Raw genomic sequence first — 25,516 nt, 5'->3', positions numbered from 1 at the left:
CATCCAACGGTCATGCCCGCCCCGACGCTAGGGTGGAAATCGTGACGGAAAAGCCCGAACTCTTGACCACCGCCGGCCGCATCGCAGACCTTCGCGCGCGCTACAACGAAGCCGTTGTCGACGCCGAAAAGGTCGCGCAGGAGAAGCAGCACGCGAAGGGCAAGATGACCGCCCGCGAGCGCATCGAGCTCCTCGTCGACCCCGGCAGCTTCGTCGAGTTCGACGAGTACGTGCGCCACCGCACGACCGCGTTCGGCATGGACCGCAACCGCCCGTACGGCGATTCCGTCGTCACCGGCGTCGGCACGATCCACGGACGCACCGTCGCGGTCTACTCGCAGGACTTCACGACCTTCGGCGGATCGCTCGGAGAGGTCTCCGGCGACAAGATCATCAAGATCATGGAGTTCGCCCTCACCGGAGGCATGCCCATCATCGGCATCCTCGACTCGGGCGGCGCGCGCATCCAGGAGGGCGTGCTCGCCCTCAGCAAGTACGGCGAGATCTTCCGCCTGAACACCCGCTCCTCCGGTGTCATCCCGCAGATCTCGATCATCATGGGGCCGGCAGCCGGCGGCGCGGTGTACGGGCCCGCGCTCACCGACTTCGTCATCATGGTCGACAAGACCAGCCAGATGTTCGTGACCGGCCCCGACGTCATCAAGACCGTCACCGGCGAGGACGTGGGCATGGAGGAGCTCGGTGGCGCACTGACGCACAACACCCGCTCCGGCGTCGCGCACTACCTCGCAGAGGATGAAGACGACGCGATCGACTACGCGCGCACGCTGCTCGGTTTCCTTCCCGACAACAACATGGCGGAGATCCCGGGGTATGAGAGCGGCTTCGAGTGGGAGACCACGGATGCCGACCGCACGCTGAACACGATCATCCCCGACTCCGCGAACCAGCCCTACGACATCCACACCGTCATCGAGCACGTCGTCGACAACGGCGACTTCATCGAGGTCCAGCCGCTGTTCGCCCCGAACATCGTGATCGGCTTCGGCCGCGTGGAGGGCCGCTCCGTCGGCATCATCGCCAACCAGCCGTCGCAGATGGCCGGAACGCTGAACATCGAGGCCGGTGAGAAGGCCAGCCGGTTCGTCCGCTTCTGCGATGCGTTCTCGATCCCGATCGTGACGCTCGTCGACGTGCCCGGCTACCTGCCGGGCACCGATCAGGAGTGGACGGGCGTCATCCGCCGCGGTGCCAAGCTCATCTACGCCTACGCCGAGGCGACGGTGCCGCTGGTCACCGTGATCCTGCGCAAGGCCTACGGCGGCGCGTACATCGTGATGGGCTCGAAGCAGCTCGGCGCCGATGTGAACCTCGCCTGGCCGACGGCTGAGATCGCGGTCATGGGCGGCCAGGGCGCCGTGAACATCCTGTACCGCGGCGAGATCAAGAAGGCCGAAGAGGCCGGCGAAGACGTCGCGGCCGTGCGCACGCGCCTCGCGAACGAGTACACGTACAGCGTCACGAGTCCGTTCCTCGCCGCGGAACGCGGAGAGATCGACGGCATCATCGAACCCGCGAACACGCGCGTCTCGATCGCGAAGGCCCTGCGAGCGCTCCGGGGCAAGCGTGCGGAGCTGCCCCCGAAGAAGCACGGGAACATCCCGCTGTGATGGATCCGTCAGAATCGCTGCCGCCGACCGTCGAGATCACGCACGGCACGGCGACCGAGGAAGAGCTCGCCGCCCTGATCGCGGTCGTCAGCGACGCCTACGCACGCGAAGAGGAAGCCGCGGTCGCGGCGGAGACCCGCGTCTCCGCCTGGTCGCGCACCCAGCGATCGCTGCGCACGCCGTTGCGCCGCGACATCCCGTGGGGGCGCTTCTCGGGGTGATCCCGCGATCCCCTGCGCGGTGCTCCGCGTCCGCATGAGAGAGTCTGCGGATCCGCGGGCCCCCCAGCCCACGGATCACGCAGACACACTTTCGCCGAATCGACTGCGGAATCAGATACCGCGGTCTCCCCAGATCGGCGTACACGCAATAATACATCGATTAGAGTTATTGATGTCAAGAGGACGCGTCGAAATCCTCGCGCCGGAGTTCACTCCTCCAGGCAGAGGGGAAGTCACTCCTCCAGGTAGAGGTCGGACGCCCGCGGGGTGAGCACCGAGTCGAGCACGACGCATGCCGCACCGACCGCGCCGACGTCATCGCCGACCACCGTGCCGTCCACGGGGAGCGTGTGCACGGCTCTCGTGGCGCTGAGCCTGTCCAGGAGCGTCGGGATCTCGGCCAGGTACACCTCGGCCAGGCGAGACCAGAACGGGCCGCCCAGCACGACCCTGTCGACGTCGAGGACATTGGTCAGGGCCGCGATCAGCACCGTCAGATGCTCGGCTGCACGACGCAGCACCTGCAGAGCGGGCTCGTCACCGGAGGCAGCCCGCTCGCACAGCAGCGTGAACCGCGCCTCGACGGCCTCGACATCGCTGCCCTCCCGGTCGTCGACGAAGACTCCGGCGCGCTCGGCCTGCTCGACGATCGCCTGCGGGGTGCACACCACCTCGACGCACCCGCGCATCCCGCACAGGCAGGACGGTCCGTCGGGGTCGACGATGATGTGCCCGATCTCGCCGAAGTTCCGCGTCGAGCCGCGCGCGGGGTCCCCGTCGCGCACCAGGGCCGCTCCGATCCCCGTTCCGAGGTACACGAACAGGAACGAGTCGTCGGCGGGCCCGTGGCCGGTCCACAGCTCCCCCACCGCGGCCGCCGTCGTGTCCTTCTCCAGAGTCACGTCGAATCCGGTCGCCTCCGCCAGGACGGCTCGCAATGGGACCCGGTGCCATCCGTGCAGTTTCGGAGGATCGATGACGGTGCCCTTGGCGGCGTCCAGCGGCCCAGGCGCCGCCACGCCGATGCCTGCGACATCCTCGCGAGCCACACCGGCATCGGCGATCAGCATGTCCACGGCCTGCGCCATGATATCGACGATCCGTCGCGGATCCTTCGCGGGCGTCCGGACGACCCGGCGGCGCACGACGGATCCGGTGAGATCAAGGAGCACGAAGGTGATCACGGCCGGATCCAGGTGGATGCCGATCGAGAAGCGGCTGTCCGCGACCAGGCGCAGGGTGATCCGGGGCTTCCCTGGTCCGTTGATCGTGCGCCCTGCTTCGGTGATCAGACCATCCTCGAGCAGTCGCCGCGTGATGTTCGTCACCGTCTGCGCCGAGAGGCCCGTGGCGTCGGCGAGCTCTATCCTGCTGAGTCCCTCACCGGAACGACGAATCGCCTCCAGGATCACGGATTGATTGAAGTCACCCATGCGGGGGAGATTCGTACCTCGGCGTATGCCCATCGTCCTATCCTTCCGCATCCGCCGCCGATTCGTGTCCCCCAAAATACCTACAGACAACGTTTCCCCGAAGGGAGAGACTTAGGGGGACGCTTCGCGTTCGGCTGGTCTCTCTGTCCCAGGGTAGACAGACGATGATCGGCCACCAGCGGACAGTTTTCGGGTAACTGGGCCGCAACGGCGAGGGGCGGGCGGCTTCGCCGCCCCTCGCCCACTCTCTTCACTCTCGGCTCTGACCCCCTCCCCCGATCAGAGCCGAGATGGGGGCGCCGTTATCGCGCCGCCGGGTCTCGCGGAATCTCGTGCCAGAGATCGACGGAGTCGTCGTCGCTCGACGAGCCGGCGCTGGCACGGCCCACGACCGTCACCGCGACTCTCTCGTCGCGTGCGGCGCGGACGATGACGCGATCGGCATGAGCATCCGCGAGCACCCTGGCGAGCTCATCGCGGATCTCGGCGCGACGCTCCTCCCCGATCTCGTCGAGACCGCCCTCGTCGAACACCGTCACCGCGACGCCCCGGCGCCGAGCGTCGGCGATCGCGTCGCGCACCGCGTCGTTCAGCAGATCCGCCCCGCGGAGCTCATCCCTGAGCCGCCCTTCGGCCAGCCTCGCCTCGAGGCGTTCCTCCTCCGTGAGGTCGCCGTGCGCGGCCACCGTGCGGCTGAGCACCGGACCGGCGACGGCCAGAGCGAACTGGGTGCGAAGCCGCCGTTCGCGCTGACGGACCTGCTGGGTCGCATGCCATGCGGAAACGGCCTGCTGGATGTCGGCCAGTCTCTCGGTGTCGCGGATCGCCCGATCCCAGAACAGCACGAGGAGCCGCGCCACGACGACCCACATGATCGACCCGACGAGCCCCAGGGAGAGCGAGACGAGCAGACCCAGATGGATCGACGAGACCACGACGAGCCCCAGCAGCGTGATCCATCCGATGAGGAAGCGTCGACGGACGATGCAGACGACGCCGAGCAGCCCGATGCCGCCGATGTACCACGTCGCGAACGGGGCCGTGCGGTAGGCGGCGTCCAGCGAATGGGTGGCGAGGCTCGGGATCAGGAAGCTCGACACCGCCGCGGAGACACCCGCCCAGAGCGGCATCCGCACGGTCGTGGCCGAACCCCAGAGGATCGCGATGTTCACGACGACGAGGTACACCGCGATCGCGGCGACCATCAGCAGGGGCGCGCTGGGCTGCTCGATCCACCACACCCCCCTGGCAGCGAAGTACATCGCGAAGCCGACGGCGAGCAGCGTCGCCACACTGCGCACGGTGCGGTTCATGAGCGCTCCCAGCCGAGAGTGACGACCGTGCCGGCCTCACCGGAGTCGATCGACGCGGTTCCGGCGACGCCGGCCATGCGCGCGAGGATCGACGCGCGGATGCCGAGTCTGTCGGCCCCGATCGCCTCGATGTCGAACCCCGGGCCGCTGTCGCTGATCGTGACCCGGATCCCCTCGTCCCCGCGCCCCTCGGCGATGATGTGCAGCCCCCTGCCGCCCGCGTGCGTGACGGAGTTGCCGAGCGCCTGCCTCGCGGCGAGGACGAGCGCCCGTGCCACGCGCCCTGGAAGGAGCCCGATGCCGCCGCGCTCCTCGACGATCGCATCGGCGCCGAGCTCGGAGAGGGCTCTGCGCAGCTCCGCGACGATCTGCGCGACGGCGACCGGTTCGTCGCTGCCCTCCTGGGCGACGGCCGCCTCGGTGTTGGCGAGCCTCGTGAGCGCCTCCCGAGCCATGGCGACGGCAAGATCCTTGGCGCGCTCCCCCTCCGCGCGCTCAGCGGCGATCAGTGCGGCCAGCACGCTGTCGTGCATGAGCGCGGACATCGCCACGCGCTCCTCCTCCGCCGCGGCTGCCGCTGCGGCCGCGGCATAGGCCGACACCGCCCGCCCGCGGACGTCGTCGACGCCGGAGGCCACCGAGCGGAACATCCAGCCGAGGGAGATGATCACGATGCCGAGGATCAGCGTGAACGACACATCGAACGCGGTCGTCACCCAGAACTCCCGAGAGAACTCGCCCTGCACGAGGCGCACGTAGCCGTAGACGAACGGCATCCCCGCGGCCCAGGTGAACTGGAGCCAGAGCGGGAACGCGAGCATCGCCGCCACCACTCCGACGTTGACGAGGAAGAAGATCCACGGCTGCTCCGCGGCGACCTTGATCCGCTGGTCGACGACCACGGGCCAGACGGCGAGCGCGAGCACGTAGGCGACCGCGAAGATGCCCGATGTCGTGCGGACTCCGCGTCCGATCAGACAGGCGATCAGCATCGCGATGAGCGGCACGAAGACCACCAGCAGCATCGCCACCTGCGGAGCGTCCGGGAGAGACAACGATGCGAGCGCGGCGATCAGTGCCTGAACCCCCAGCGCGGCGGAGCCGATCGCGGCCACGGTCGCGAGGATGCGCTCCATGCGCTTGCCCGTGAACCTCTCGAAGCCGGTCTCGGCCCCGCCGGGAGAAGGGATCTTGCTCCAGGCTTCGCGAATGCTGAGCGTGTCAGCCGGCACTCGGCGCACCGCCGGCGGCCACGATTCCGTCCTCCATCGCGCGCCGGAGCAGATCGACCTTCGTCGAAGCCGGGCGCCCGACGCTGACGTACTTCACGCGGATGCGCGAGATGTTCTCCTTCGCGGTGGAGTATGCGACGCCCAGCCGTTCGGCGACCGCCTTGAGCGGCAGACCGGTGGCGTACAGGCGCAGCACCTCGCGCTCTCTGGAGGAGAGCTGCGCGTCGGCGAAGTCCCTGTCCCCGTCGACCGCACTCGCCCACTCGACGTTGTTGAGCGCTTCGCCCTGCGCCACCGTGCGGATCGCGTCGAGGACGTCGTCGAGCGCGGAGGACTTGCTCACCACTCCCGCAGCTCCGGCGGAGAGCGCTTCCCGCACAGCCGCGGGCCGATCGGCCACGCTGTGGATGACCACGCTCGCGCCGTCGTTGACGACCGCCGTGACGTTCTCGGTCACGGTCGTGCCGTCTCCGAGGGTGAGATCGAGCACGACGACATCCGCCGGCGCCTCTCCTGAGGCCGCACGCCAGTCGAGGTACGAGGCGACCGTGCTGCCGGAGAAGACCACCGTCTGCTCGCCGTCGCGCGCGCACGCCGCCTCGAGTCCGAGGCGGACGGACTCGTGATCATCGATGAGTGCGACCCTGCTCATCCGTCCAGCCTACTGAGTTCGTCCAGATGCTTTACGGTCTCGTGTCACCGAGTGAGAAGAGCGACCACCTCGAAGTGGTGGGAATGGGGGAAGAGATCGAAGGCGCGCAGCGTGGAGACGGTCCATCCGTGACCCCGGAACGTGCCGAGATCCCGCGAGAGGGCGACCGGATCGCATGCGACGTAGGCGATGGCGTCGGGCGCCAGCGCGTGCAGCGCGTCGACGACCGCCCTGCCCGCGCCAGCGCGCGGCGGGTCGAGCACGACGGCGCCCGCGTTCGCGTTGGAGGGGAGCGACGCCAGGTAGCGGTCGACTCGGGCGGTGACGGCGGTGGCGTCGATGCTCGAGAGGTTTTCGCTGGCGTGGGCGGTGGCCCTCTTGCTCGATTCGACGGTGACGACGTCGGTGGCGCCGAGATCGCCCAGTGTCGCCGCGAACAGCCCGACGCCCCCGTAGAGGTCGTAGTGCGTGGACGCCTCGTCGACGTGTCCGTCGAGCACTCCGTAGACGGCAGCGTCGAGCACGGATGCGGCACGCGGATGCACCTGCCAGAAGCCGCCTGCGTCGACCTGGAAGCGACGGTCGCCGACCGTCTCGTAGACGACCTCCGGGTCGCGGCGGCGTCCGCGCTGCGGCATCCGCCCCGAGTCCTCGTGCCGGATGATCCGCACCCGCCCGTCGCCGGGCTCGACGAGATCGATGCGGCCGGGCTTGCCACCCTGGAGCGCGAGAGCGGCCTGGGCGACCGCCGGCCGCGCAAGGGGGTGGGATGACACGGGGATCACACGGTGACTGCGCGCGGCGTAGGGGCCGACGATGCCGTCGTCGTCGACGTGCAGGCTCACCCGCGTGCGCCAGCCGGTGCCGTCGCCGGAGTCGACGGCCTCGATCTCGGGCGCCTCGATACCACCGCCCGCGAACCGGTCGAGCGCCTCGGCGAGAACCTGCTTCTTCAGGGTCCGCTGGTGCGGCAGGGCGATGTGGCCGAGGTCCGCGCCGCCTGCACGGTCGTCGGGGTCGCGCGAGACGTCGGCCTCTGCCCACACGTGCGGTCGGCGATGCTCCGACGGCTCCAGAACCTCGACCGTCTCCGCGCGCCAGAAGCTGCGCGACTCGTCGGTCGACGAGGGGTCGAGCCGCGCCCGCACCCGCTCGCCGGGGATCGCATCGGAGACGAACACGACGCGGCCCTCGTGGCGGGCGATGAAGGTGCCGCCGTGAGCGATCCCCGTGATGTCGAGATCGAGCAGCGGTCCTGCGGAAGATGTCATTCTTCGAGGATACGGTGGTGGACATGCGCGTCTGCCTCGCTTCCACCTCCCCCGCCCGCCTCATGCTGCTGCGTCAGGCGGGTATCGAGCCGCTCACCCTGTCTCCCGACGTGGACGAGGACGCGGTCGCGGCAGCGGCAGCCGCCGAGCGCGGTGCGGAGCTGCCTCCGGCCGAGCTCGTGCTCCTCCTCGCCAGGGCGAAGGCCGCGGACGTCGCGCACCGGCTCGCCGCCGAGGGCGGGTTCGACGGGCTCGTGATCGGCGGGGACTCGATGTTCGCGCTCGGCGGGCGCGTCTACGGCAAGCCCTACACGGCGGAGGAGGCGACCAGGCGCTGGCGGGAGATGCGCGGCGCCACCGGCATCCTGCACTCCGGCCACTCCGTGTACCGGGTCTCTCCCGGCGTGGTGCCGACGGAGGCGACGGCGGTCGCCGAGGCGTCCGTGACCTTCGCCGACGACATCACCGATGCCGAGATCGCGGACTATGTGGCGACGGGAGAGCCCCTCCACGTCGCGGGCGCGTTCACCGTCGACAGCCTGGGCGGTGCGTTCATCACCCGCGTCGACGGCGACCCGTCGACCGTGGTCGGCATGTCGCTGTCGACCGTGCGACGCCTCGCCGCCGAGCTGGACGTGCCGTGGACCTCGCTGTGGTCGTAGCACCCCGACACGTTTCTCGTCTTTTCTTGTGGAGAGTCGTCAAATAGATCGGCGGGCTTCTCGCTAGGCTGGCAAGCATGCCTGATATCGCCAAGGTTCTCATCGCCAACCGCGGCGAGATCGCCGTACGCATCATCCGCGCCGCACGCGACTCCGGTATCGCCTCGGTCGCCGTCTACGCCGACCAGGATCGGGATGCTCTGCACACGCGGCTCGCCGACGAGGCGTACGCCCTCGGCGGAGCCACCAGCGCAGAGACCTACCTGCAGATCGAGAAGATCCTGTCGATCGCGCGCCGTGCCGGAGCGGATGCCGTGCACCCCGGCTACGGCTTCCTCGCCGAGAACGCCGAGTTCGCGCGCGCCGTCATCGGCGCGGGTATGACCTGGATCGGCCCGTCCCCCGAGGCCATCGAGGCGCTCGGCGACAAGGTCACCGCACGTCACGTCGCCGAGAAGGTGGGCGCACCGCTCGCCCCCGGCACGCCCGGTCCGGTGTCCGGCGCCGACGAGGTCATCGCGTTCGCGCAGGAGTTCGGTCTTCCCATCGCCATCAAGGCGGCCTACGGAGGCGGCGGACGCGGCCTCAAGGTCGCCCGTGAGCTCGACGAGGTCGCTGAGCTCTTCGAGTCCGCGACGCGCGAGGCGGTCACCGCCTTCGGCCGCGGCGAGTGCTTCGTCGAGAAGTACCTCGACAAGCCGCGTCACGTCGAGACCCAGTGCCTCGCGGATGCCGAGGGCAACGTCGTGGTCATCTCGACTCGCGACTGCTCGCTGCAGCGCCGCCACCAGAAGCTCGTCGAGGAGGCGCCGGCCCCGTTCCTCACCGAGGAGCAGAACCGCCAGCTGTACGCGTCGTCGAAGGCGATCCTCAAGGAGGTCGGCTACGTCGGCGCCGGCACGTGCGAGTTCCTCATCGGCGCCGACGGCACCGTGTCGTTCCTCGAGGTGAACACGCGCCTGCAGGTCGAGCACCCCGTGTCCGAGGAGGTCACCGGCATCGACCTGGTGCGCGAGCAGTTCCGCATCGCCGCCGGCGGCACCATCGACTACGACGACCCCGAGCCCCAGGGCCACTCGATCGAGTTCCGCATCAACGGCGAGGACCCCGGTCGCGGGTTCCTCCCCCAGCCGGGCCCGATCCACGTCTTCAAGACGTTCGGCGGCCCCGGCATCCGCCTCGACTCCGGCGTCACCGCCGGAGACTCGGTCTCCGGTGCCTTCGACTCGCTCCTCGCGAAGATCATCGTCACCGGCAAGGACCGCGCCGAGGCGCTCGAGCGCTCGCGCCGTGCTCTCGACGAGTTCGAGGTCGCTGGCCTTCCCACGGTCCTCCCGTTCCACCGCAAGGTCGTGAACGACCCGGCCTTCACCGCGGAGGACGGCGTCTTCGGCGTCTACACGCGCTGGATCGAGACCGAGTTCGTGAACGACATCCCCGCCTGGGACGGCGAGCTGGAGCCGCTGGCCGAGACCAGCGGGCGCCACACGGTCGTCGTCGAGGTCGGGGGCAAGCGCCTCGAAGTCAGCCTCCCCGACCGTGTCGCCGCCGCCGTGGGCACGGCAGGGCGCCCCGCGGCTGTTCCGCCGTCGCGCCGCAGCCACTCCACGACCGTCAACGCGGGCGCCTCCGGCGACGCGGTGAAGTCCCCGATGCAGGCCACAGTGGTCAAGATCGCGGTCGAGGAGGGGCAGCAGGTCGTCAAGGGCGATCTCGTCGTCGTCCTCGAGGCGATGAAGATGGAGCAGCCCCTGCAGGCCCACAAGGACGGCGTCGTCGGCAACATCAACGCGGATGCCGGCGCCACGGTCTCCGCAGGGCACCAGCTGCTCACGATCAGCTGAGCCACCGGTACGGAAAAGGCGCCCCGCTCCGGCGGGGCGCCTTTTCCGTGCCGGCGTCGGTCCGCTCAGGTGATGTTCGCGTTGACCAGGTGCATCGCGCGGCTCGCGTCGGTGATGCTGCTGGACAGCGAGGGGTAGGCCGCGAAGACGCGCGAGACCTGGTCGACCGTCAGGCGACGCTCGACGGCGACAGCGATCGGGTAGATCAGCTCTGAGGCCTTCGGCGCGACGATCACGCCGCCGATGACGGTGCCGGATCCCTTGCGCGCGATCAGCTTGACGAAGCCGTCTTTGATGCCCATCATCTTCGCGCGGGGGTTCGCGGCGAGCGGCAGCTTGTAGACGAGGCCGTCCGCGACGCCGTCCTCCACGTCCTTCTCCGAGAACCCGACCGTCGCGATCTCCGGCGCCGTGAAGATGTTCGAGGTGATCTTGATCTGCTCGAGCGGGATGACGATGTCTCCGAGCGCGTGGAACACCGCCGTGCGGCCCTGCATGGAGGCGACGGATGCCAGCGGGAAGAAGTTCGTGCAGTCGCCGACCGCGTAGATGTTGGGCACGGACGTGCGCGCCACCTTGTTGACCCGGACGTGACCGGACTCGGTGAGCTCGACCCCCGCGTCCTCCAGCCCGATGCCCGCGGTGTTGGGGATCGAGCCGACCGCCATCAGGCAGTGGCTGCCGTCGACCGTGCGGCCGTCGGAGAGCGTGACCGTCACGCCGTCCTTCGTGACCTCGACGCGGTCGGCACGCGCCTTGGAGAGCACCTGCATCCCCCCGCGCTTGAAGACCTTCTCCAGGACGCGCGCCGCATCCTGGTCCTCACCGGGGAGCACCTGCTCGCGGCTGGAGACGAGCGTCACCTTCGCGCCGAGGTTCATGTATGCCGAGGCGAACTCCGCCCCGGTCACACCGGAGCCGACCACGATGAGGTGCTCGGGGAGCGCCTTCATGTCGTACAGCTGAGTCCACGTGAGGATCCGCTTGCCGTCGGGCTTCGCCGAGTCCAGCTCGCGGGGAGAGGCGCCGACCGCCACCACGATGGTGTCGGCCTCGACGCGGTCGAAGTCGGTTCCGCCCTGACCGGTGGAGACGACGATCGCGTTCGCTCCTTCGATGCGACCGTGGCCGGAGAGGATGCGGACGCCCGCCTCCAGCAGGGTGGAGCGCATGTCCTCGGACTGCTGGCCCGCGAGGGCGATGAGCCGCTTGTTGACGGCGGCGAGGTTGATCGCGATCTCGGGCTTGAGCGGCTTGCCGTGCTCGCCCTTCGCGTAGAACTGCACGCCGAGGTCGCTGGCCTCGGAGATGGCGACGGCGGCGTCGGCCGTCGCGATCAGGCTCTTGGAGGGGACCACGTCTGTGAGGACGGCGGATCCTCCGACGCCGACGCGCTCGACCAGTGTCACCTCGGCTCCGAGCTGGGCGGCGGCGAGAGCCGCCTCGTAGCCGCCGGGACCGCCGCCGAGAACGGCGACGCGCTGAGTGCGCTCGAAAGTGGTGGAAGACATGGAATCCATTCTTCCGCAATCCTGGCGGGGAGCCCTCCACCTTCCTAGAGTGGATCCATGCCCGAGATTCACAGCAACCCCCTCGATGACCCCACCGCGAACCCGTTCGAGGTGGCGGCGACCGCCGCCGCCGACATCGCGCGGCTGAGCGGCGTCGAGAAGCACGACATCGCCCTCACCCTCGGCTCCGGATGGGGCAAGGCCGCCGACATCATCGGCGAGACGGTCGCGACCATCCCGGCCACCGAGGTCACCGGCTTCTCCAAGCCCGCCCTCGAGGGCCACGTCGGCACCCTGCGCAGCATCCGCACTCCCGACGGCAAGAACGTCCTCGTCATCGGCGCGCGCACCCATTACTACGAGAAGCACGGCGTCCGTCGCGTCGTCCACTCCGTCCGCACCGCCGCGGCCACGGGGGCGAAGATCATGGTCCTCACCAACGGCGCCGGAGGCATCCGCGAGACCTGGAAGCCCGGCCAGCCCGTGCTCATCAGCGATCACATCAACCTCACCGCCGACTCCCCTCTCGAGGGTGCGACGTTCGTCGACCTCACCGACCTGTACTCGACGCGTCTGCGCGACATCGCCAGGACCATCGACCCCACCCTCGACGAGGGCGTCTACACGCAGTTCACCGGTCCGCACTACGAGACCCCCGCCGAGGTGCAGATGGCGAAGCACATGGGCGGCCACATCGTCGGCATGTCCACCGCCCTCGAGGCGATCGCCGCCCGCCAGGCCGGCATGGAGATCCTCGGGTTCTCCCTCATCACCAACCTGGCCGCCGGCATCCAGAAGACGCCGCTCAGCCACGCCGAGGTCATCGAAGCCGGTCAGCTCGCCGAGCCGGTGATCACCAAGCTGCTCGCCGACGTCATCGAGGCGCTATGAGCGAGGAGCTTCTCGCCACGGCCCGTGCCTGGCTGCGTCAGGACCCCGATGCGCAGACGCGCGACGAGCTCGCCGGCATCGTCACCCGCGCCGCGAGCGGCGACGAGGCGGCAGCCGCCGACCTGGCCGACCGCTTCGGCGCCCGGCTCGCCTTCGGCACCGCAGGGCTCCGCGGCGAGCTCGGAGCGGGCAGCAACCGGATGAACAGGGTGCTCGTCGCCCAGGCCGCCGCGGGATTCGCCGCGTACCTGCGCGAGAAGGCCGATGGCCGCACGCCGACCGTCGTGATCGGCTATGACGGCCGACGCAACTCCCGGGTGTTCGCGACGGATTCCGCCGAGATCTTCGCCGGGGCCGGCCTGCGCGCGATCCTGCTCCCCCGTCTGCTGCCGACGCCCGTGCTCGCCTTCGCGGTGCGCCACCTCGGCGCCGACGCCGGGGTCATGGTCACGGCGAGCCACAACCCGCCGAACGACAACGGCTACAAGGTCTACCTGGGCGGCGGGAATCAGGGATCGCAGATCGTCGCCCCCGCCGACGCGGAGATCGCCGCGCACATCCAGCGGATCGCGGATGCCGGCGACGTGAAGGCCCTTCCGCGGTCGTCGGCGTACGAGACGGCCGGTGAGGACGTCGTGACGGCGTATGTCGAGGCCACCGCGGCCGTCGCTCCGGCGCCCTCGTCGGCGATCGGCCTGCGCTGGGTCTACACCGCGATGCACGGCGTCGGATGGGAGACGCTCTCGCGCATCCTCCGCGTCGCCGGCTACCCGCAGCCCATGGTGGTCGGCGAGCAGCTCGACCCCGACGCGACCTTCCGCACGGTGTCCTTCCCGAACCCGGAGGAGCCGGGCGCGATGGATCTGGCGTTCGCGCGTGCACGTCGCGTGCAGGCGGACTTCATCCTGGCGAACGATCCGGATGCCGATCGCCTCGCCGTCGCGATCCCCGATGAGACCGCCGAGGGCGGCTGGCGTCGCCTCACCGGCAACGAGGTGGGGCTGCTGCTCGGCGCCCGTGCGGCACGCGCGGCGGCCGGAACGCCCGGCGCGTCCCTCGCGTGCTCGCTGGTGTCCTCCCCCGGCCTCGGCGCCATCGCGGCGCATCACGGACTGGACTTCCATGAGACGCTCACGGGGTTCAAGTGGATCTCCCGCGCACCGGGGATCGCGTTCGGATTCGAGGAGGCGCTGGGCTACCTCGTGAACCCGGAGACCGTCCGCGACAAGGACGGCATCTCCGCGGCGATCGCGATCCTCGGCCTTGCGGCAGAGGCGCGCGAGCGGGGTGCGACCATCGCGACGCTCCTCGCCGAGCTGGGCGAGACCTACGGGCACTTCGCCAGCGGCCAGGTGTCGGTGCGAGTCGACGACCTCTCCGTCATCGGCAACGTCATGCTCTCGCTGAGGACCCTGCCGCCGACCCAGATCGGCTCGCACGCGATCGCCTCCGCCGAGGACCTGCTCCTGGCCGCACCGGGGGCACCCTCCGGAGACGTGCTGCGCTACCGGCTCGCCGACGGGTCGCGCGTCATCGTGCGCCCGAGCGGCACCGAGCCGAAGCTCAAGGTGTACATCGACGCGAAGGGCGACACCGCCGACGCGGCGGCGCAGGCCGTCGCCGACCTCGAAGCGGGAGTCCGCGCGCTGCTCGGAGACCGCTCCTGAGCTGCCGACGGTGGTGACGATGCAGACCAGACGGATCACGATCAGCGCCCACAACGGCGTCCACGCGCGCCCTGTGGCCGAGCTGGCGCGGCTGGCGATGTCGTCCGCGCACCCTGTGATCGTCCGCACGGCTGCGGGCGCGGAGGCCGACCTGAGCAGTGTGCTCGCGGTGATGGACCTCGCCCTCGGCGAGGGCGACGTCGTCGAGCTGGAGACGGCGGATGCCCCGGCATCCGCCGCTCTCCTCGACTCGATGGCGGCCGTGCTCGACCCTCGAGATCGGTGACCGTCAGCCGTCGATGACGGAGACGAGCTCATCGAGGAACGACTCGAACGTCGTACCCCTGCGGACGATCCTCTGCACGCTCTCGCGTTCGCTGAAGACCTCGACGAGCTGCTCGAACACGGTCTGGAATGCAGCGCGGTCGCTCTCGCTGAACGCGGCGAGGGCGACCACCTGCACGCGGCCGTCGCCCCATGCCACCGATCCGTCGGCGACGCCGATCGCGATCGCGGTGCGGGTCGCGGTCATCTGCAGCGCGTGCGGGACGGCGAGCGCGTCGGTGAACGCCGTGGACGACATGCGCTCGCGCACGATCGTGTTCTCGACGTAGTCCTCGCCGATCAGTCCGCTGCGCACGAGCCGATCGCCGAGGCGGCGGATGATCTGCTCCTCGCCCTCGTCGGGGAGAGGGTGCACGAACGCCTCGGCGTCGAAGTAGCGCGACAGCTCCTCGCGGAGCCTGTTGAGACGCCTCGCTCTCCTCAGCCGCGCCGCCGCCTGCTGCACGCGTTCGGCGTCGGTGTCGGAGAAGAACGGGTGGATGCGGACGAACCGCTCCCCCGCGATCCCCGGCTCGATCGTGCTGAGCACCAGGTCGGTCCCGAAGGACGCCCAGTCGGGGTCGACGCTGGTCACGACGCTGGTCACCTCGATCGAGGACCCCAGCGACCGGTCGACACTGGAGCGGAGCAGCTCGTGCAGCTCGTAGTAGCCGGGGCAGACGATGGTCGCGGTGAGGATCGACGCCGCCGCACGGCTGCGTTCCAGTCGCCCGCCGACGTGCATGGCGATGTAAGCGATCTCGTCGTCGTGGATGGGCGAACCCACCCGGTCGTGCAGCCCGCTCGCGATCGAGACCGCGACCTCGAAGATCATCGGATACGTCGACTTGAGCGACCGCGTGAGCGGGTTCCGCGACAGCGCCTGCGTCTCGGCGCGGCGGAGCAGATTCTGGATGTGCAGCGCGAGCCGGAGCACGAAGGTGTCATCGACGAGGTCGAGCTGGTACTCGGATGCCGCCCGCTGCAGCTCCTCGCGCACGGCCCGCTCGACGCGCGGCTCGACGCCGCTGCGTGCGACGTCTCTGGTGGCCGTGTCGCCGGGTGCGACGACGCGCGTGAGCACGAGCGAGGCCAGGTGGGCGCTGTCGCCGTCGCCGAGCGGCACGCCGAAGTGCTCCTCGGCGAGGCGGGCGAGGACTCTCCCGACCTGGGGTATCTCGTCGCGGACCCCTTCCGCCTCCGCGGCGAGCGCATGCCCCGCCGCGACGCGGTCGGCCGCGATGGCGATGTGCAGCAGCACGTCGGAGATCGCGAGCTCGTTGACGAAGTAGCCCAGCGCTCCCAGTTCGTCGACCAGCGCGGACTTGAACGGCCCGACGGCACTCGCGTCGACCGCGTTGCCGACGAGCGCGGTGCGGAACACCTCGGGATGGAAGGACGCGGCATCCGACTCGTCGTGGGCGAGCCTGCTGATCAGGCGGCGCCGCGCCTCCTCCGAGCCGCGGAGCCTCACCTGCTCGCGGTCCCGCTCCAGGGAGAGCCCTGAACCGTCGAGAAGGCCGCGCACCCTGGTGAGATCGGCCTCGAGCGTCGCCTCGCTGACGTGCAGCCGGTCTGCGGCCTGGAAGACGTCGATTCCGCCCGCGTCGTCCAGGAGCATGCGCACCACGGCGTGCAGGCGATGCCGTGGGGTGCTCTCGGCGCCCGTGCGGGTGCGGAGAGCATCGCGTGCGGATGCCCCTGCCCGGTAGCCGGCGGGACCCGACTCGACGGCGTCCGCGCCGGTGACTCTCGCGTTGAGAGCCGCCACGTAGGAGCGGATGCTGCGCGGGGTGACGCCGACCTGATCGGCGAGACTCGCCGCCGTGACCCAGGTGTCATGACGGAGCAGGGTGGTGAGGAGCTGGTCCTGGCGCTGGCGCGACATGTTCCTCCGATCCTCACTCGCGGGTGACGGCCCTGTCCCGCGCATCCCATGATGTCAGCATCCGGGGAGCCAGGGGCGGAAGGCGACGTTCCGCGGGGGCGGAAAGGTTCGTGTTGGCCGCGCACCCCCATCGGCTCACAGACTGTTCTCAGGAAGGCGGAATCAATGAAGATCCTCGTGATTTGCGGTGCGGGCGCGTCGAGCACCTTCGTCGCGCAGCGTCTTCGCCGCGCAGCCGAGACTGCGGGGTTCGACTGGGAGACCTCCGCGGGCACCGCTCAGGCGGTCACCGAGTCCAGCGCCGACCTGATCCTCGTCGGACCGCACCTGAAGGACCGCGCCGCCGATCTGCAGGAGGTCCTGCCGATGCCGGTCGCCGTGCTCCCCGACGATGTCTTCTCCGACCGTGACGGGCGCCGCACGTTCGCGCTCGTCCGCGCCCTCCTCGCTGACAACCGGACCTCTTCGGAAGGAAGATCATGACCGCCACACGCACCGTACGGATCGGCTCATCCCACGGCCTGCACGCCCGCCCCGCGAAGCTGTTCGCCCAGGCGGCGAAGGATTCGGGCATCACCGTCACGATCGCGAAGGACTCGGGCAAGGCCGTCAACGCCGCCAGCATCCTCGGGGTGATCGCCCTGGCGATCGAGTTCGGCGACTACGTGACCCTCACCGCGGACGGCGAGAACGCCGAGGGCGTGCTCGACACGCTCACGGAGCTGCTGACCACCGACCACGACCAGGAGAGCGCCGGATGACCGAGCTCAGAGGAGTCGGGATCGGCCTGGGCGTCGCCCAGGGCCCCGTGGTGCGCATGACGGAGGCCATGCCCGCGCCGCAGAACACCACGAGCACCCTCGGCGCGGACGCCGAGCGGACGCGCGCCCGCGAGGCCGTCGCCGCCGTGGCGCAGGAGCTGACCGCCCGAGGCGCGACCGCAGGAGGATCGGCGCAGGAGGTGCTCGAGGCCCAGGCGATGATCGCCGAGGACCCGACCCTCCAGGACGAGATCGACGAGCGTCTGAACGCCGGCGGCACCGCGGAGTGGGCTGTGCACGACGCATTCGCCGGCTTCCGAGCGACTCTGGAGGCTGTCGGCGGCTACCTCGGCGAGCGCGCCGCAGACCTCGACGACATCGCCCAGCGGGTGCTCGCGCGGCTGCGCGGGATCGACGCCCCCGGCGTGCCCGATCCCGGTCACCCGTTCGTCCTGGTCGCCCGCGACCTCGCTCCCGCTGACACCGCTCTGCTCGACCTGGAGAAGGTGCTCGCCCTCGTCACGTTCGACGGCGGACCCACGTCCCACACGGCGATCCTGGCCAGGGAGAAGGGCATCGTCGCGATCGTCGGCGCCGCAGCGGCCGCAGACCTCGCCACCGGCCAGACGGTCATCGTCGACGCCGCAGCCGGGATCGTCACGGCCGACCCGAGCGACGAAGAGAAGACCCGCGCCGCCGAGCGCGCCGCCGCACGCCTCTCGGCGGATGCGGCACCACTGACTCCCGGCGCCCTCGCCGACGGCACGCGCATCGCGCTGCTGGCGAATCTGGGAAAGCCTGCAGACGCGGCCGATGCCGTCGCGCGCGGGGCCGAGGGCGTCGGGCTCTTCCGCACGGAGTTCCTGTTCCTCTCCTCGGCGCAGGCTCCGACGATCGCGCAGCAGCGCGAGTCCTATCGCGAGCTGCTCGCGGCGTTCCCCGGCAAGAAGGTGGTCGTGCGGATGCTCGACGCGGGCGCCGACAAGCCGCTGGCGTTCCTCAACGACTCGCACGAGGAGAACCCCGCACTGGGGCTTCGCGGCCTGCGTGCTCTGCGCGCCAGCGAGGACATCCTTCGCGAGCAGCTCACGGCACTCGCGGAGGCGGATGCCGAGACCGACGCCGACCTCTGGGTCATGGCGCCGATGGTCGCCACCGTCGAGGAGACCGTGTACTTCACGACCCTCGCGCGTGAGTACGGCCTGAAGACGGCGGGAGTGATGGTCGAGGTGCCGTCGAGCGCGCTGCTCGCCGATCGGGTCCTGGCACACGCGGACTTCGCCTCGATCGGCACGAACGACCTCACACAGTACACGATGGCCGCCGACCGCCTGCTCGGTTCGGTGGCGGGCTTCCAGGACCCCTGGCACCCCGCCGTGCTGCGCCTCGTCCGCGAGGTGGGCACCGCCGGCGCCCGGCTGGGCAAGCCCGTCGGGATCTGCGGAGAGGCCGCGGCCGATCCGCTGCTCGCCGTCGTGCTCATCGGCCTGGGAGCGACGAGTCTCTCCATGGCTCCGTCGGCCCTGGCCGACGTCCGCCGCATCCTCGCCACCCGCACCCTCGACGAGGCGCGCAGCCTCGCTGAGGCCGCCCTCGCCGCAGACGATGCGGCATCCGCCCGAACCGCCGTGACCACCCTCGCGGCTACCCTCCCTCAACACTGAAAGAGACCATCATGACGACGACGTCACCCGCCACCAAGCCCGGTGGCCTCCGAGTGGGCGTGCAGCGCTTCGGCACGTTCCTCTCGGGCATGATCATGCCGAACATCGCCGCGTTCATCGCGTGGGGCTTCATCACGATGCTGTTTATCACCGTCGGCTTCTTCGGCGCCGAGAGCCCGTTCGGCTGGCATTGGTTCCCGGTCTCGGAGATCATCGGCGGTGGAGGGGACTCCGCCACCATCGGTTGGAACGGCGCTATGACGGCGCTGGCCGAGAGCGACGGCAGCAACATCATGGCCTACGTCGGCCTGGTCGGCCCGATGGTCACGTACCTGCTGCCGCTGCTCATCGCCAACACCGGTGGGCGCATGATCTACGGCGAGCGCGGGGGCGTCGTCGCCTCGATCGCGACGGTGGGCGTCATCGTCGGCACGAACATCCCGATGTTCCTCGGCGCGATGATCATGGGTCCGCTCGCCGCGTGGATCACGAAGCAGATGGACAAGCTCTGGGACGGCAAGATCCGTCCGGGCTTCGAGATGCTCGTAAACAACTTCTCGGCCGGAATCCTCGGCATGGTGCTCGCGATCCTCGGCTTCTTCGGCTTCGGTCCGATCATGCTCGGGATCAGCGGCGCTCTCGGAACTGCGGTCGACTGGCTCGTCTCGCTGCACCTGCTTCCGGTCGTCTCCATCATCGTCGAGCCGGCGAAGGTCCTGTTCCTCAACAATGCGATCAACCACGGTGTGTTCACGCCTCTCGGCATCGAGCAGGCGACCGAGGCCGGCAAGTCGATTCTCTTCCTCATCGAAGCCAACCCCGGCCCCGGGATCGGACTGCTGCTTGCATTCACCTTCTTCGGCGTAGGAGCTGCAAAGGCCTCCGCGCCCGGTGCGGCGATCATTCACTTCTTCGGCGGTATCCACGAGATCTACTTCCCGTATGCGCTGAGCAAGCCGACCACGATCCTCGCCCTCATCGCCGGCGGAGCCGCCGGTGTCACGACGAACATGGTTCTCGGCGGCGGCCTCGGCTTCCCAGCTGCTCCCGGCAGCATCATTGCCGTCACTGCGGCGGCCATCGGTTCGGGCGTCGGCAACCTGCTGGTCGTCTACCTGTCCGTCGTCATCGCCGCGACCGTGACGTTCCTCATCACCGGCGTCATCCTTCGGGCCTCTCGTAAGCGGGATCTCGAGGCCGAGGACAACTTCGGCGCAGCCATCGCCCAGACCGAGGCGAACAAGGGCAAGTCCTCGGCGGCGATGGACGCGCTGCGCGGCGCCACCGCAACCGCGACGTCCGAGTCCTCGACGACCGCGACACTCACCGCTCCGATCTCGAAGATCGTGTTCGCGTGCGACGCCGGCATGGGGTCCTCCGCCATGGGCGCGAGCGTGCTGCGCAACAAGTTCAAGAAGGCGGGCATCGAGGACCTCACGATCATCAACCAGGCGATCGCGAACCTCGACGGCACGGCCGATGTTGTCATCACCCAGCAGCAGCTGACCGACCGCGCGAAGGCGCAGTCCCCGAACTCGCTGCACGTCTCCGTCGACAACTTCATGAACTCTCCGAAGTACGAAGAGGTCGTCGAGATGGTCCAGGAACAGCGCGCCTCCGACGCGTGACAGACCGGCGGGGCGGATGCTGCGGCACCCGCCCCGCCACCACACTCAGAAAGGAAACACCATGAGCGTTCTCACCCCCGGACAGGTCCGCATCCACGCGGGGTCCGTCTCGCAGGAGGCGGCTCTCCAGGAGGCCACCGACATCCTCGTCTCCGTCGGCGCGGTGACGCCCGCCTACGTCGAGGCGATGCGTCAGCGTGAGGAGACCGTGTCCACGTTCATGGGCAACGGCCTGGCGATCCCGCACGGCACCAACGAGACGAAGGACGAGATCCTCGCCTCGGCCCTGTCCGTCGTGCGCTACGACGGCGGAGTCGACTGGGCGGGAGAGCAGGCCAACTTCGTGGTGGGCATCGCCGGCAAGGGCGACGAGCACCTCGAGATCCTCTCCCAGATCGCGATCCTGTTCTCCGATGACGACGAGGTCGCGAAGCTCGCGGCGGCGCAGACGGCCGACGAGCTGTACGCCCTCCTCTCGGCGGTGAACGCCTGATGAAGGCGGTCCACTTCGGCGCGGGCAACATCGGCCGCGGATTCGTCGGACTGCTGCTGCACGACGGCGGGTACGAGATCGTGTTCTCCGACGTCGCCGACGAGCTCGTCGACGCGATCAACGTGGCCTCGGAGTACACCGTGCACGAGGCCGGCCCCGGCGGAGTGGATCACGTCGTCACCGGCTTCCGGGCGGTCAACAGCCGTCTGGACCCGGATGCCGTCGCCGACGAGCTCTCCACGGCGGACGTCGCGACGACCGCCGTCGGCCCCACGGTGCTGCGATTCGTGGCTCCGTCGATCGTCGCGGGGCTCCGTCGCCGCAGCGCGGACGCTCCTCCGCTGCAGATCATGGCCTGCGAGAACGCGATCGGCGCCACCGACCAGCTGCGTGCGGAGGTCGAGAAGGCCGCGGGGGCGGATGCCGCGGAGCTGCTGGCGAAGGCCGTGTTCGCGAACACCGCCGTCGACCGCATCGTTCCCGCTCAGGCGCCGGGGCAGGGCGTCGACGTCACGGTGGAGCCGTACGTCGAGTGGGCGATCGAGGCGGGGCCCTTCGGCAAGTCCCGTCCGTCGATCCCCGGGGCGCACTTCGTCGACGATCTCGCTCCGTACATCGAGCGCAAGCTCTTCACGGTCAACACCGGCCACGCGGCGACGGCGTACTTCGGCGCCCGCGTCGGCGCCACCTCGATCGCCGCGGCGCTGGCGGATCCCGATGTGGCGAGAAGCGTCGAAGCCGCCCTGGAGGAGACCTCTGCCGTCCTGACGGCCGAGCACGGGCTCGACCCGGCCGATCTCGCCGCGTACCGGGCGAAGATCCTGGAGCGCTTCCGCAACCCCGAGCTGGAGGACAGCGTCGACCGCGTCGGTCGTCAGCCGCTGCGCAAGCTCTCCCGCCACGAGCGCTTCATCGGCCCCGCCGCGATGGCGAGCGAGCGCGGCCTCTCCACGGCGGGGCTCGTCGCCGCGGTGTCGGCTGCACTCGAGTTCGTCGAACCGGCCGATCCGCAGGCTGTGGAGCTGCAGCAGAGGCTGCATGACGAGGACGCCACGGCGCTGACCGCCGAAGTCACCGGACTCGATCCCGAGCATCCGCTGTTCCGCTCGATCCGGGATGCCGTGATCGCCCGCCAGGGGCAGCTCGGCGTCGTCTAGAGACTTCCTCCTGTGCTCCGGCCGGGGCGGTGCGATACGGTTACGATCGATTCACCGGACCCGACCGGAGCACAGCGATGTGCAGGGAGACTCATGAACACGTACGCCGTCATCGGCGCGGGGCCCTCCGGCCTCGCCGCCGCCAGAGCCCTGACCAGCCGTGGAATCCCGGTCGACGGCTACGAGGCCTCGCACGGGGTCGGCGGCCTCTGGGACATCTCGAACCCGCGCAGCACCATGTACGAGTCGGCGCACCTCATCTCCTCCCGGACGACGACCGAGTTCGCCGAGTTCCCGATGCGCTCGGACGTCGACTACCCGGGCCACCGGGTGCTGCTCGAATACTTCCGCGAGTACGCCGAGCAGTTCGGGCTCACCGGGCTCTTCCGCTTCGAGACCACGGTCACGCGTCTCGAGCCGCGTGACGGCGGCTGGGATCTCACCGCCACCGGTCCCGACGGGACGAGCACCCGCTGGTACGCGGGCGTCGTCCTCGCGAACGGCACCCTCGCCGAGCCGAACGTGCCAGTCTTCCCCGGCGAGTTCACCGGGGAGATCCTGCATACGAGCGCGTACAAGAGCGCGGCGCAGCTCGCCGGCAAGCGCGTGCTGCTGATCGGGGCGGGCAACTCCGGCTGCGACATCGCCGTGGATGCCGTGCACCACGCGGCATCCGTCGACATGAGCGTCCGCCGCGGCTACTACTTCGTCCCGCGCTACCTGTTCGGCAGGCCCAGCGACACACTGAACCAGGGGCGCCCCCTCCCCGCGCGCATCAAGCAGGCCGTCGACACCCGCGTGCTGAGGGCGTTCACGGGAGACCCCGTCCGGTTCGGATTCCCGGAGCCCGACTACCGCATCTACGAGTCGCACCCGATCGTGAACACGCTGATCCTCAACCACCTGGGGCAGGGCGATCTGCGTGTCCGTGCCGACATCGAGAGGTTCGACGGCCCGGTCGTGCGCTTCCGCGACGGGAGCACCGGAGAGTACGACCTGGTGATGCTGGCGACCGGCTACACGCTCGACTACCCGTTCGTCGACAAGACGCACCTGCACTGGCGCGGCGCCTCGCCGCGTCTGTTCCTGAACCTGTTCCCCGCCTCGTTCAACGGACTCTACGTGATGGGCATGGTCGAGGCGTCGGGCATCGGCTGGCAGGGGCGCTACGAGCAGGCCGATCTGCTCGCCGCCTACCTGGATGCCGTCGAGACCGACCCCGCGCGCGCCGCGCGGTTCCGCGACCGCGTGACGGGCTCGCCGTGGCCGGACCTCACCGGCGGGTACCACTACCTGGGCCTGGACCGCATGGCGTACTACGTCAACAAGGACGCCTACCGCGGAGCCGTCCGCCGCGAGAAGGACGCGCTGGAGGCGGGAGCATGAACGTCGACGACGTCGTGCTGACGTTCTCCCCCGGGTCCCTCACCATCCTCAACATCGTCCTGGGCCTCATCATGCTGGGCATCGCGCTGGACACCTCCCCCGAGGACTTCCGGGTGGTCGCCAAGCATCCGAAGCCGTTCGTCATCGCGATCCTCGCGCAGCTGCTCCTGCTTCCCATCGCGACCTTCCTGCTCACCCTCGTGCTTCCCGTGGCGCCGTCGATGGCGCTGGGGATGCTGCTCGTGGCCTGCTGCCCGCCGGGCAACATCTCTCAGGTCCTCACGCACCGCTCCGGGGGCAACGTCGCGCTGTCGGTCTCGCTCACCGCCGTGGGCAACCTCGTCTACATCGTCGCCATGCCCCTCAGCATCACGTTCTGGGGGTCTCTGCACCCGACGGCCCGCACGCTGCTCCGCTCCGTCGAACTCGACCCGTGGCGGATGCTCGTCGAGATCCTGCTGATCGTCGGCCTGCCGTTCGCGGTCGGGCTCCTGATCCGCGCGAAGCTCCCCGCACTCACCCGACGGGTGCAGCCCTTCGTGAAGTGGTTCAGCCTGCTCACCCTGCTCGGCTTCATCCTCGTGGCGCTCGTGGGCAACTGGGCCGTCTTCGTGCAGGTGCTCGGGATCATCCTGCTCGTCGTCACGGTGCACGACGCGGTGGCGCTGGCGCTCGGCTACGGCACGGCCGTGGTCGGCGGGCTCGGCACCCGGGAGCGCAAGGCCATGACCTTCGAGGTCGGCATCCGCAACGCCGGTCTCGGTCTCGGCCTCGTGTTCCTGTTCTTCGACGGTCTCGGCGGCATGGCGATCGTCGCGGGCTGGTGGGGCATCTGGGACATCATCGCCGGCCTCGTGGTCGCCGGTCTCTGGGCGCGGCACACGAAGCATCGGACCGGCTCCGCCACCGGAGACGCGACGCTGAAGGCGGCGTCATGAGCCGCGTGCTCATCACCGGGGGCGGCGGGTTCCTCGGGTCGCACGTGGTCGCGGCTCTCGCCGTTCGCGAGGACGTCGAGCTCGTCGTCTCCGCCGATGTCCGCGCGGGAACTCCGCGCGACGGCATCGTCGACGAAGTGCTGGACGTCACGGATGCCGACGCGATCGCACCCGTGCTGCGGGCGCACCGGATCGACACGGTGGTGCACCTCGCCGCCATCGTCAACCCCGGACGCGACGTCGAGCTCGAGTACCGCGTCGACGTGACCGGCTCCGCCCAGGTGCTCGCGGCCTGCGTCGAGACCGGTGTGCGCCGGATCGTCGTGTCCAGCTCCGGGGCGGCCTACGGCTACCACCCTGACAACCCGGACTGGATCGACGAGGACCAGCCGCTGCGGGGCAACGATGCCTTCCCGTACTCGCGGCACAAGCGCCTGGTCGAGGAGATGCTCGCCTCCTACCGAGACGCGCACCCTGAGCTGGAGCAGGTGGTGTTCCGCATCGGCACCATCCTCGGTCCGACCGTGCGCAACCAGATCACCGCACTCTGGGACGGCCGGCGCCTCCTGCGCATCGCCGGCTCCGACTCCCCTTTCGTGTTCGTCTGGGTCGACGACGTGGCCGCAGCGATGGTGCGCGCGGCGACGGACGGCCCTGCGGGGATCTTCAACGTCGCCGGCGACGGACGGATGACGGTGCCCGAGATCGCCGCACGACTCGGCAAACCCCTGCTCGTGCTGCCCGCCTGGGCGTTGTCGGCCGGCCTGCGGATCGGAAGGACGCTGCGGCTCACCGAGCGCGGCCCGGAGAAGGTGCCGTTCCTCCGCTACCGTCCGGTGCTGGCCAACGCACGGCTGAAGGATGTCTTCGGGTTCGCTCCCTCACGCACGTCGGCGGAGGCTTTCGAGGAGTATCTTGCGACGCATCCGGGGGTCGCTCGCCGCTGACG

23 protein-coding genes are annotated in these 25,516 nt (G+C 69.7%); 16 read left to right on the top strand and 7 right to left on the bottom strand.

Going from position 1 to position 25,516, the window contains the following annotated elements; all coding sequences use genetic code 11:
- The first annotated feature begins 41 nt into the window (after nt 1–41).
- Nucleotides 42–1,631 (top strand): acyl-CoA carboxylase subunit beta, encoded by a 1,590-nt coding sequence (locus ACFY5A_RS18175; protein WP_181155916.1) that lies wholly within the window; start codon nt 42–44, stop codon nt 1,629–1,631.
- Complete coding sequence (locus ACFY5A_RS18170; RefSeq protein WP_341941710.1) at nt 1,631–1,852, top strand: acyl-CoA carboxylase subunit epsilon; 222 nt, start codon at nt 1,631–1,633, stop codon at nt 1,850–1,852. Before ACFY5A_RS18175 ends, ACFY5A_RS18170 begins: the two co-directional genes overlap by 1 nt.
- 233 nt (nt 1,853–2,085) lie before the next feature.
- Here ACFY5A_RS18170 and ACFY5A_RS18165 read toward each other — a convergent pair whose 3' ends face one another.
- The 5 genes from ACFY5A_RS18165 to ACFY5A_RS18145 all read right to left on the bottom strand — a co-directional run bounded on the left by ACFY5A_RS18165 (nt 2,086) and on the right by ACFY5A_RS18145 (nt 7,753).
- Nucleotides 2,086–3,285, bottom strand: coding sequence for an ROK family transcriptional regulator (locus ACFY5A_RS18165; RefSeq protein ID WP_341941709.1), 1,200 nt, complete (start codon nt 3,283–3,285; stop codon nt 2,086–2,088).
- 302 nt (nt 3,286–3,587) lie between these two features.
- Nucleotides 3,588–4,598 carry a hypothetical protein gene (locus tag ACFY5A_RS18160; protein WP_223586168.1) on the bottom strand — a complete coding sequence of 337 codons (1,011 nt, stop codon included), beginning with the start codon at nt 4,596–4,598 and terminating at the stop codon, nt 3,588–3,590.
- The gene (locus tag ACFY5A_RS18155; protein WP_341941708.1) at nt 4,595–5,830 is read right to left on the bottom strand and encodes an ATP-binding protein; all 1,236 of its coding nucleotides are present in this window, start codon (nt 5,828–5,830) and stop codon (nt 4,595–4,597) included. Before ACFY5A_RS18155 ends, ACFY5A_RS18160 begins: the two co-directional genes overlap by 4 nt.
- Nucleotides 5,820–6,482 (bottom strand): response regulator, encoded by a 663-nt coding sequence (locus ACFY5A_RS18150; RefSeq protein WP_386954791.1) that lies wholly within the window; start codon nt 6,480–6,482, stop codon nt 5,820–5,822. Before ACFY5A_RS18150 ends, ACFY5A_RS18155 begins: the two co-directional genes overlap by 11 nt.
- Nucleotides 6,483–6,526: 44 nt before the next feature.
- Nucleotides 6,527–7,753: a TRAM domain-containing protein gene (locus tag ACFY5A_RS18145; protein ID WP_341941706.1), complete on the bottom strand. Its 1,227-nt coding sequence runs from the start codon at nt 7,751–7,753 to the stop codon at nt 6,527–6,529.
- A gap of 23 nt (nt 7,754–7,776) precedes the next feature.
- Between ACFY5A_RS18145 and ACFY5A_RS18140 the strand changes: the two genes are divergently transcribed.
- Nucleotides 7,777–8,415 carry a Maf family protein gene (locus ACFY5A_RS18140; RefSeq protein WP_341942559.1) on the top strand — a complete coding sequence of 213 codons (639 nt, stop codon included), beginning with the start codon at nt 7,777–7,779 and terminating at the stop codon, nt 8,413–8,415.
- A 77-nt stretch (nt 8,416–8,492) separates the two neighbouring features.
- Nucleotides 8,493–10,259, top strand: a complete 1,767-nt coding sequence (locus ACFY5A_RS18135) for a biotin carboxylase N-terminal domain-containing protein (protein ID WP_105675316.1) — start codon at nt 8,493–8,495, stop codon at nt 10,257–10,259.
- Between the two features lie 65 nt (nt 10,260–10,324).
- Here the strand turns inward: ACFY5A_RS18135 and ACFY5A_RS18130 are convergent, their stop codons facing one another.
- A complete protein-coding gene (locus tag ACFY5A_RS18130; RefSeq protein WP_181155917.1) occupies nt 10,325–11,779 on the bottom strand; it encodes an NAD(P)H-quinone dehydrogenase in 1,455 nt (484 codons plus the stop codon).
- 48 nt (nt 11,780–11,827) lie between these two features.
- Here ACFY5A_RS18130 and ACFY5A_RS18125 point away from each other — a divergent pair, with 48 nt between their 5' ends.
- From ACFY5A_RS18125 to ACFY5A_RS18115, 3 genes are read left to right on the top strand one after another with little or no spacing between them, the layout of a single operon-like run.
- A complete protein-coding gene (locus ACFY5A_RS18125; protein ID WP_105675320.1) occupies nt 11,828–12,661 on the top strand; it encodes a purine-nucleoside phosphorylase in 834 nt (277 codons plus the stop codon).
- Nucleotides 12,658–14,328 (top strand): phospho-sugar mutase, encoded by a 1,671-nt coding sequence (locus ACFY5A_RS18120; RefSeq protein WP_387236330.1) that lies wholly within the window; start codon nt 12,658–12,660, stop codon nt 14,326–14,328. Before ACFY5A_RS18125 ends, ACFY5A_RS18120 begins: the two co-directional genes overlap by 4 nt.
- 19 nt (nt 14,329–14,347) lie before the next feature.
- Nucleotides 14,348–14,614, top strand: coding sequence for an HPr family phosphocarrier protein (locus ACFY5A_RS18115; RefSeq protein ID WP_387236327.1), 267 nt, complete (start codon nt 14,348–14,350; stop codon nt 14,612–14,614).
- Between the two features lie 3 nt (nt 14,615–14,617).
- Here ACFY5A_RS18115 and ACFY5A_RS18110 read toward each other — a convergent pair whose 3' ends face one another.
- Complete coding sequence (locus ACFY5A_RS18110; RefSeq protein WP_223586165.1) at nt 14,618–16,540, bottom strand: transcription antiterminator; 1,923 nt, start codon at nt 16,538–16,540, stop codon at nt 14,618–14,620.
- A gap of 165 nt (nt 16,541–16,705) precedes the next feature.
- Between ACFY5A_RS18110 and ACFY5A_RS18105 the strand changes: the two genes are divergently transcribed.
- From ACFY5A_RS18105 to ACFY5A_RS18065, 9 genes are all read left to right on the top strand, one after another.
- Nucleotides 16,706–17,023 carry a PTS sugar transporter subunit IIB gene (locus tag ACFY5A_RS18105; RefSeq protein ID WP_387236324.1) on the top strand — a complete coding sequence of 106 codons (318 nt, stop codon included), beginning with the start codon at nt 16,706–16,708 and terminating at the stop codon, nt 17,021–17,023.
- Entirely contained in the window at nt 17,020–17,301 is a 282-nt protein-coding gene (locus ACFY5A_RS18100; RefSeq protein WP_387236321.1) for an HPr family phosphocarrier protein, read from the top strand. Before ACFY5A_RS18105 ends, ACFY5A_RS18100 begins: the two co-directional genes overlap by 4 nt.
- Nucleotides 17,298–18,965, top strand: coding sequence for a phosphoenolpyruvate--protein phosphotransferase (gene ptsP / locus ACFY5A_RS18095; protein ID WP_387236318.1), 1,668 nt, complete (start codon nt 17,298–17,300; stop codon nt 18,963–18,965). Before ACFY5A_RS18100 ends, ptsP begins: the two co-directional genes overlap by 4 nt.
- Nucleotides 18,966–18,976: 11 nt before the next feature.
- Nucleotides 18,977–20,593, top strand: a complete 1,617-nt coding sequence (locus tag ACFY5A_RS18090; protein ID WP_387236315.1) for a PTS mannitol transporter subunit IICB — start codon at nt 18,977–18,979, stop codon at nt 20,591–20,593.
- Nucleotides 20,594–20,654: 61 nt separating this feature from the next.
- The gene (locus tag ACFY5A_RS18085) at nt 20,655–21,086 is read left to right on the top strand and encodes a PTS sugar transporter subunit IIA (RefSeq protein WP_341941699.1); all 432 of its coding nucleotides are present in this window, start codon (nt 20,655–20,657) and stop codon (nt 21,084–21,086) included.
- Nucleotides 21,086–22,243 carry a mannitol-1-phosphate 5-dehydrogenase gene (locus ACFY5A_RS18080; protein WP_387236312.1) on the top strand — a complete coding sequence of 386 codons (1,158 nt, stop codon included), beginning with the start codon at nt 21,086–21,088 and terminating at the stop codon, nt 22,241–22,243. Before ACFY5A_RS18085 ends, ACFY5A_RS18080 begins: the two co-directional genes overlap by 1 nt.
- Before the next feature lie 93 nt (nt 22,244–22,336).
- The gene (locus tag ACFY5A_RS18075) at nt 22,337–23,629 is read left to right on the top strand and encodes a flavin-containing monooxygenase (RefSeq protein WP_387236309.1); all 1,293 of its coding nucleotides are present in this window, start codon (nt 22,337–22,339) and stop codon (nt 23,627–23,629) included.
- Nucleotides 23,626–24,567 carry a bile acid:sodium symporter family protein gene (locus ACFY5A_RS18070; protein WP_387236306.1) on the top strand — a complete coding sequence of 314 codons (942 nt, stop codon included), beginning with the start codon at nt 23,626–23,628 and terminating at the stop codon, nt 24,565–24,567. Before ACFY5A_RS18075 ends, ACFY5A_RS18070 begins: the two co-directional genes overlap by 4 nt.
- Nucleotides 24,564–25,514, top strand: a complete 951-nt coding sequence (locus ACFY5A_RS18065; RefSeq protein WP_387236303.1) for an SDR family oxidoreductase — start codon at nt 24,564–24,566, stop codon at nt 25,512–25,514. The genes ACFY5A_RS18070 and ACFY5A_RS18065 overlap by 4 nt, the downstream gene beginning before the upstream one ends.
- Nucleotides 25,515–25,516 lie beyond the last annotated feature (2 nt).

This window comes from Microbacterium sp. NPDC012755, assembly GCF_042901325.1.
In the GTDB taxonomy this organism is placed as follows: Bacteria; Actinomycetota; Actinomycetes; order Actinomycetales; family Microbacteriaceae; genus Microbacterium; species Microbacterium natoriense.
Note: the sequence above shows the minus strand (reverse complement) of the source record. Positions and strands in the feature narration are given on the sequence as shown.

Coding starts and splice junctions, on each gene's coding strand:
- ACFY5A_RS18170 (WP_341941710.1), top strand. CDS start 1,631: ATGGATCCGTCAGAATCGCTGCCGCCGACCGTCGAGATCACGCACGGC.
- ACFY5A_RS18165 (WP_341941709.1), bottom strand. CDS start 3,285: ATGGGTGACTTCAATCAATCCGTGATCCTGGAGGCGATTCGTCGTTCC.
- ACFY5A_RS18160 (WP_223586168.1), bottom strand. CDS start 4,598: ATGAACCGCACCGTGCGCAGTGTGGCGACGCTGCTCGCCGTCGGCTTC.
- ACFY5A_RS18150 (WP_386954791.1), bottom strand. CDS start 6,482: ATGAGCAGGGTCGCACTCATCGATGATCACGAGTCCGTCCGCCTCGGA.
- ACFY5A_RS18145 (WP_341941706.1), bottom strand. CDS start 7,753: ATGACATCTTCCGCAGGACCGCTGCTCGATCTCGACATCACGGGGATC.
- ACFY5A_RS18140 (WP_341942559.1), top strand. CDS start 7,777: ATGCGCGTCTGCCTCGCTTCCACCTCCCCCGCCCGCCTCATGCTGCTG.
- ACFY5A_RS18135 (WP_105675316.1), top strand. CDS start 8,493: ATGCCTGATATCGCCAAGGTTCTCATCGCCAACCGCGGCGAGATCGCC.
- ACFY5A_RS18130 (WP_181155917.1), bottom strand. CDS start 11,779: ATGGATTCCATGTCTTCCACCACTTTCGAGCGCACTCAGCGCGTCGCC.
- ACFY5A_RS18125 (WP_105675320.1), top strand. CDS start 11,828: ATGCCCGAGATTCACAGCAACCCCCTCGATGACCCCACCGCGAACCCG.
- ACFY5A_RS18120 (WP_387236330.1), top strand. CDS start 12,658: ATGAGCGAGGAGCTTCTCGCCACGGCCCGTGCCTGGCTGCGTCAGGAC.
- ACFY5A_RS18115 (WP_387236327.1), top strand. CDS start 14,348: ATGCAGACCAGACGGATCACGATCAGCGCCCACAACGGCGTCCACGCG.
- ACFY5A_RS18110 (WP_223586165.1), bottom strand. CDS start 16,540: ATGTCGCGCCAGCGCCAGGACCAGCTCCTCACCACCCTGCTCCGTCAT.
- ACFY5A_RS18105 (WP_387236324.1), top strand. CDS start 16,706: ATGAAGATCCTCGTGATTTGCGGTGCGGGCGCGTCGAGCACCTTCGTC.
- ACFY5A_RS18100 (WP_387236321.1), top strand. CDS start 17,020: ATGACCGCCACACGCACCGTACGGATCGGCTCATCCCACGGCCTGCAC.
- ptsP (WP_387236318.1), top strand. CDS start 17,298: ATGACCGAGCTCAGAGGAGTCGGGATCGGCCTGGGCGTCGCCCAGGGC.
- ACFY5A_RS18090 (WP_387236315.1), top strand. CDS start 18,977: ATGACGACGACGTCACCCGCCACCAAGCCCGGTGGCCTCCGAGTGGGC.
- ACFY5A_RS18085 (WP_341941699.1), top strand. CDS start 20,655: ATGAGCGTTCTCACCCCCGGACAGGTCCGCATCCACGCGGGGTCCGTC.
- ACFY5A_RS18080 (WP_387236312.1), top strand. CDS start 21,086: ATGAAGGCGGTCCACTTCGGCGCGGGCAACATCGGCCGCGGATTCGTC.
- ACFY5A_RS18075 (WP_387236309.1), top strand. CDS start 22,337: ATGAACACGTACGCCGTCATCGGCGCGGGGCCCTCCGGCCTCGCCGCC.
- ACFY5A_RS18070 (WP_387236306.1), top strand. CDS start 23,626: ATGAACGTCGACGACGTCGTGCTGACGTTCTCCCCCGGGTCCCTCACC.
- ACFY5A_RS18065 (WP_387236303.1), top strand. CDS start 24,564: ATGAGCCGCGTGCTCATCACCGGGGGCGGCGGGTTCCTCGGGTCGCAC.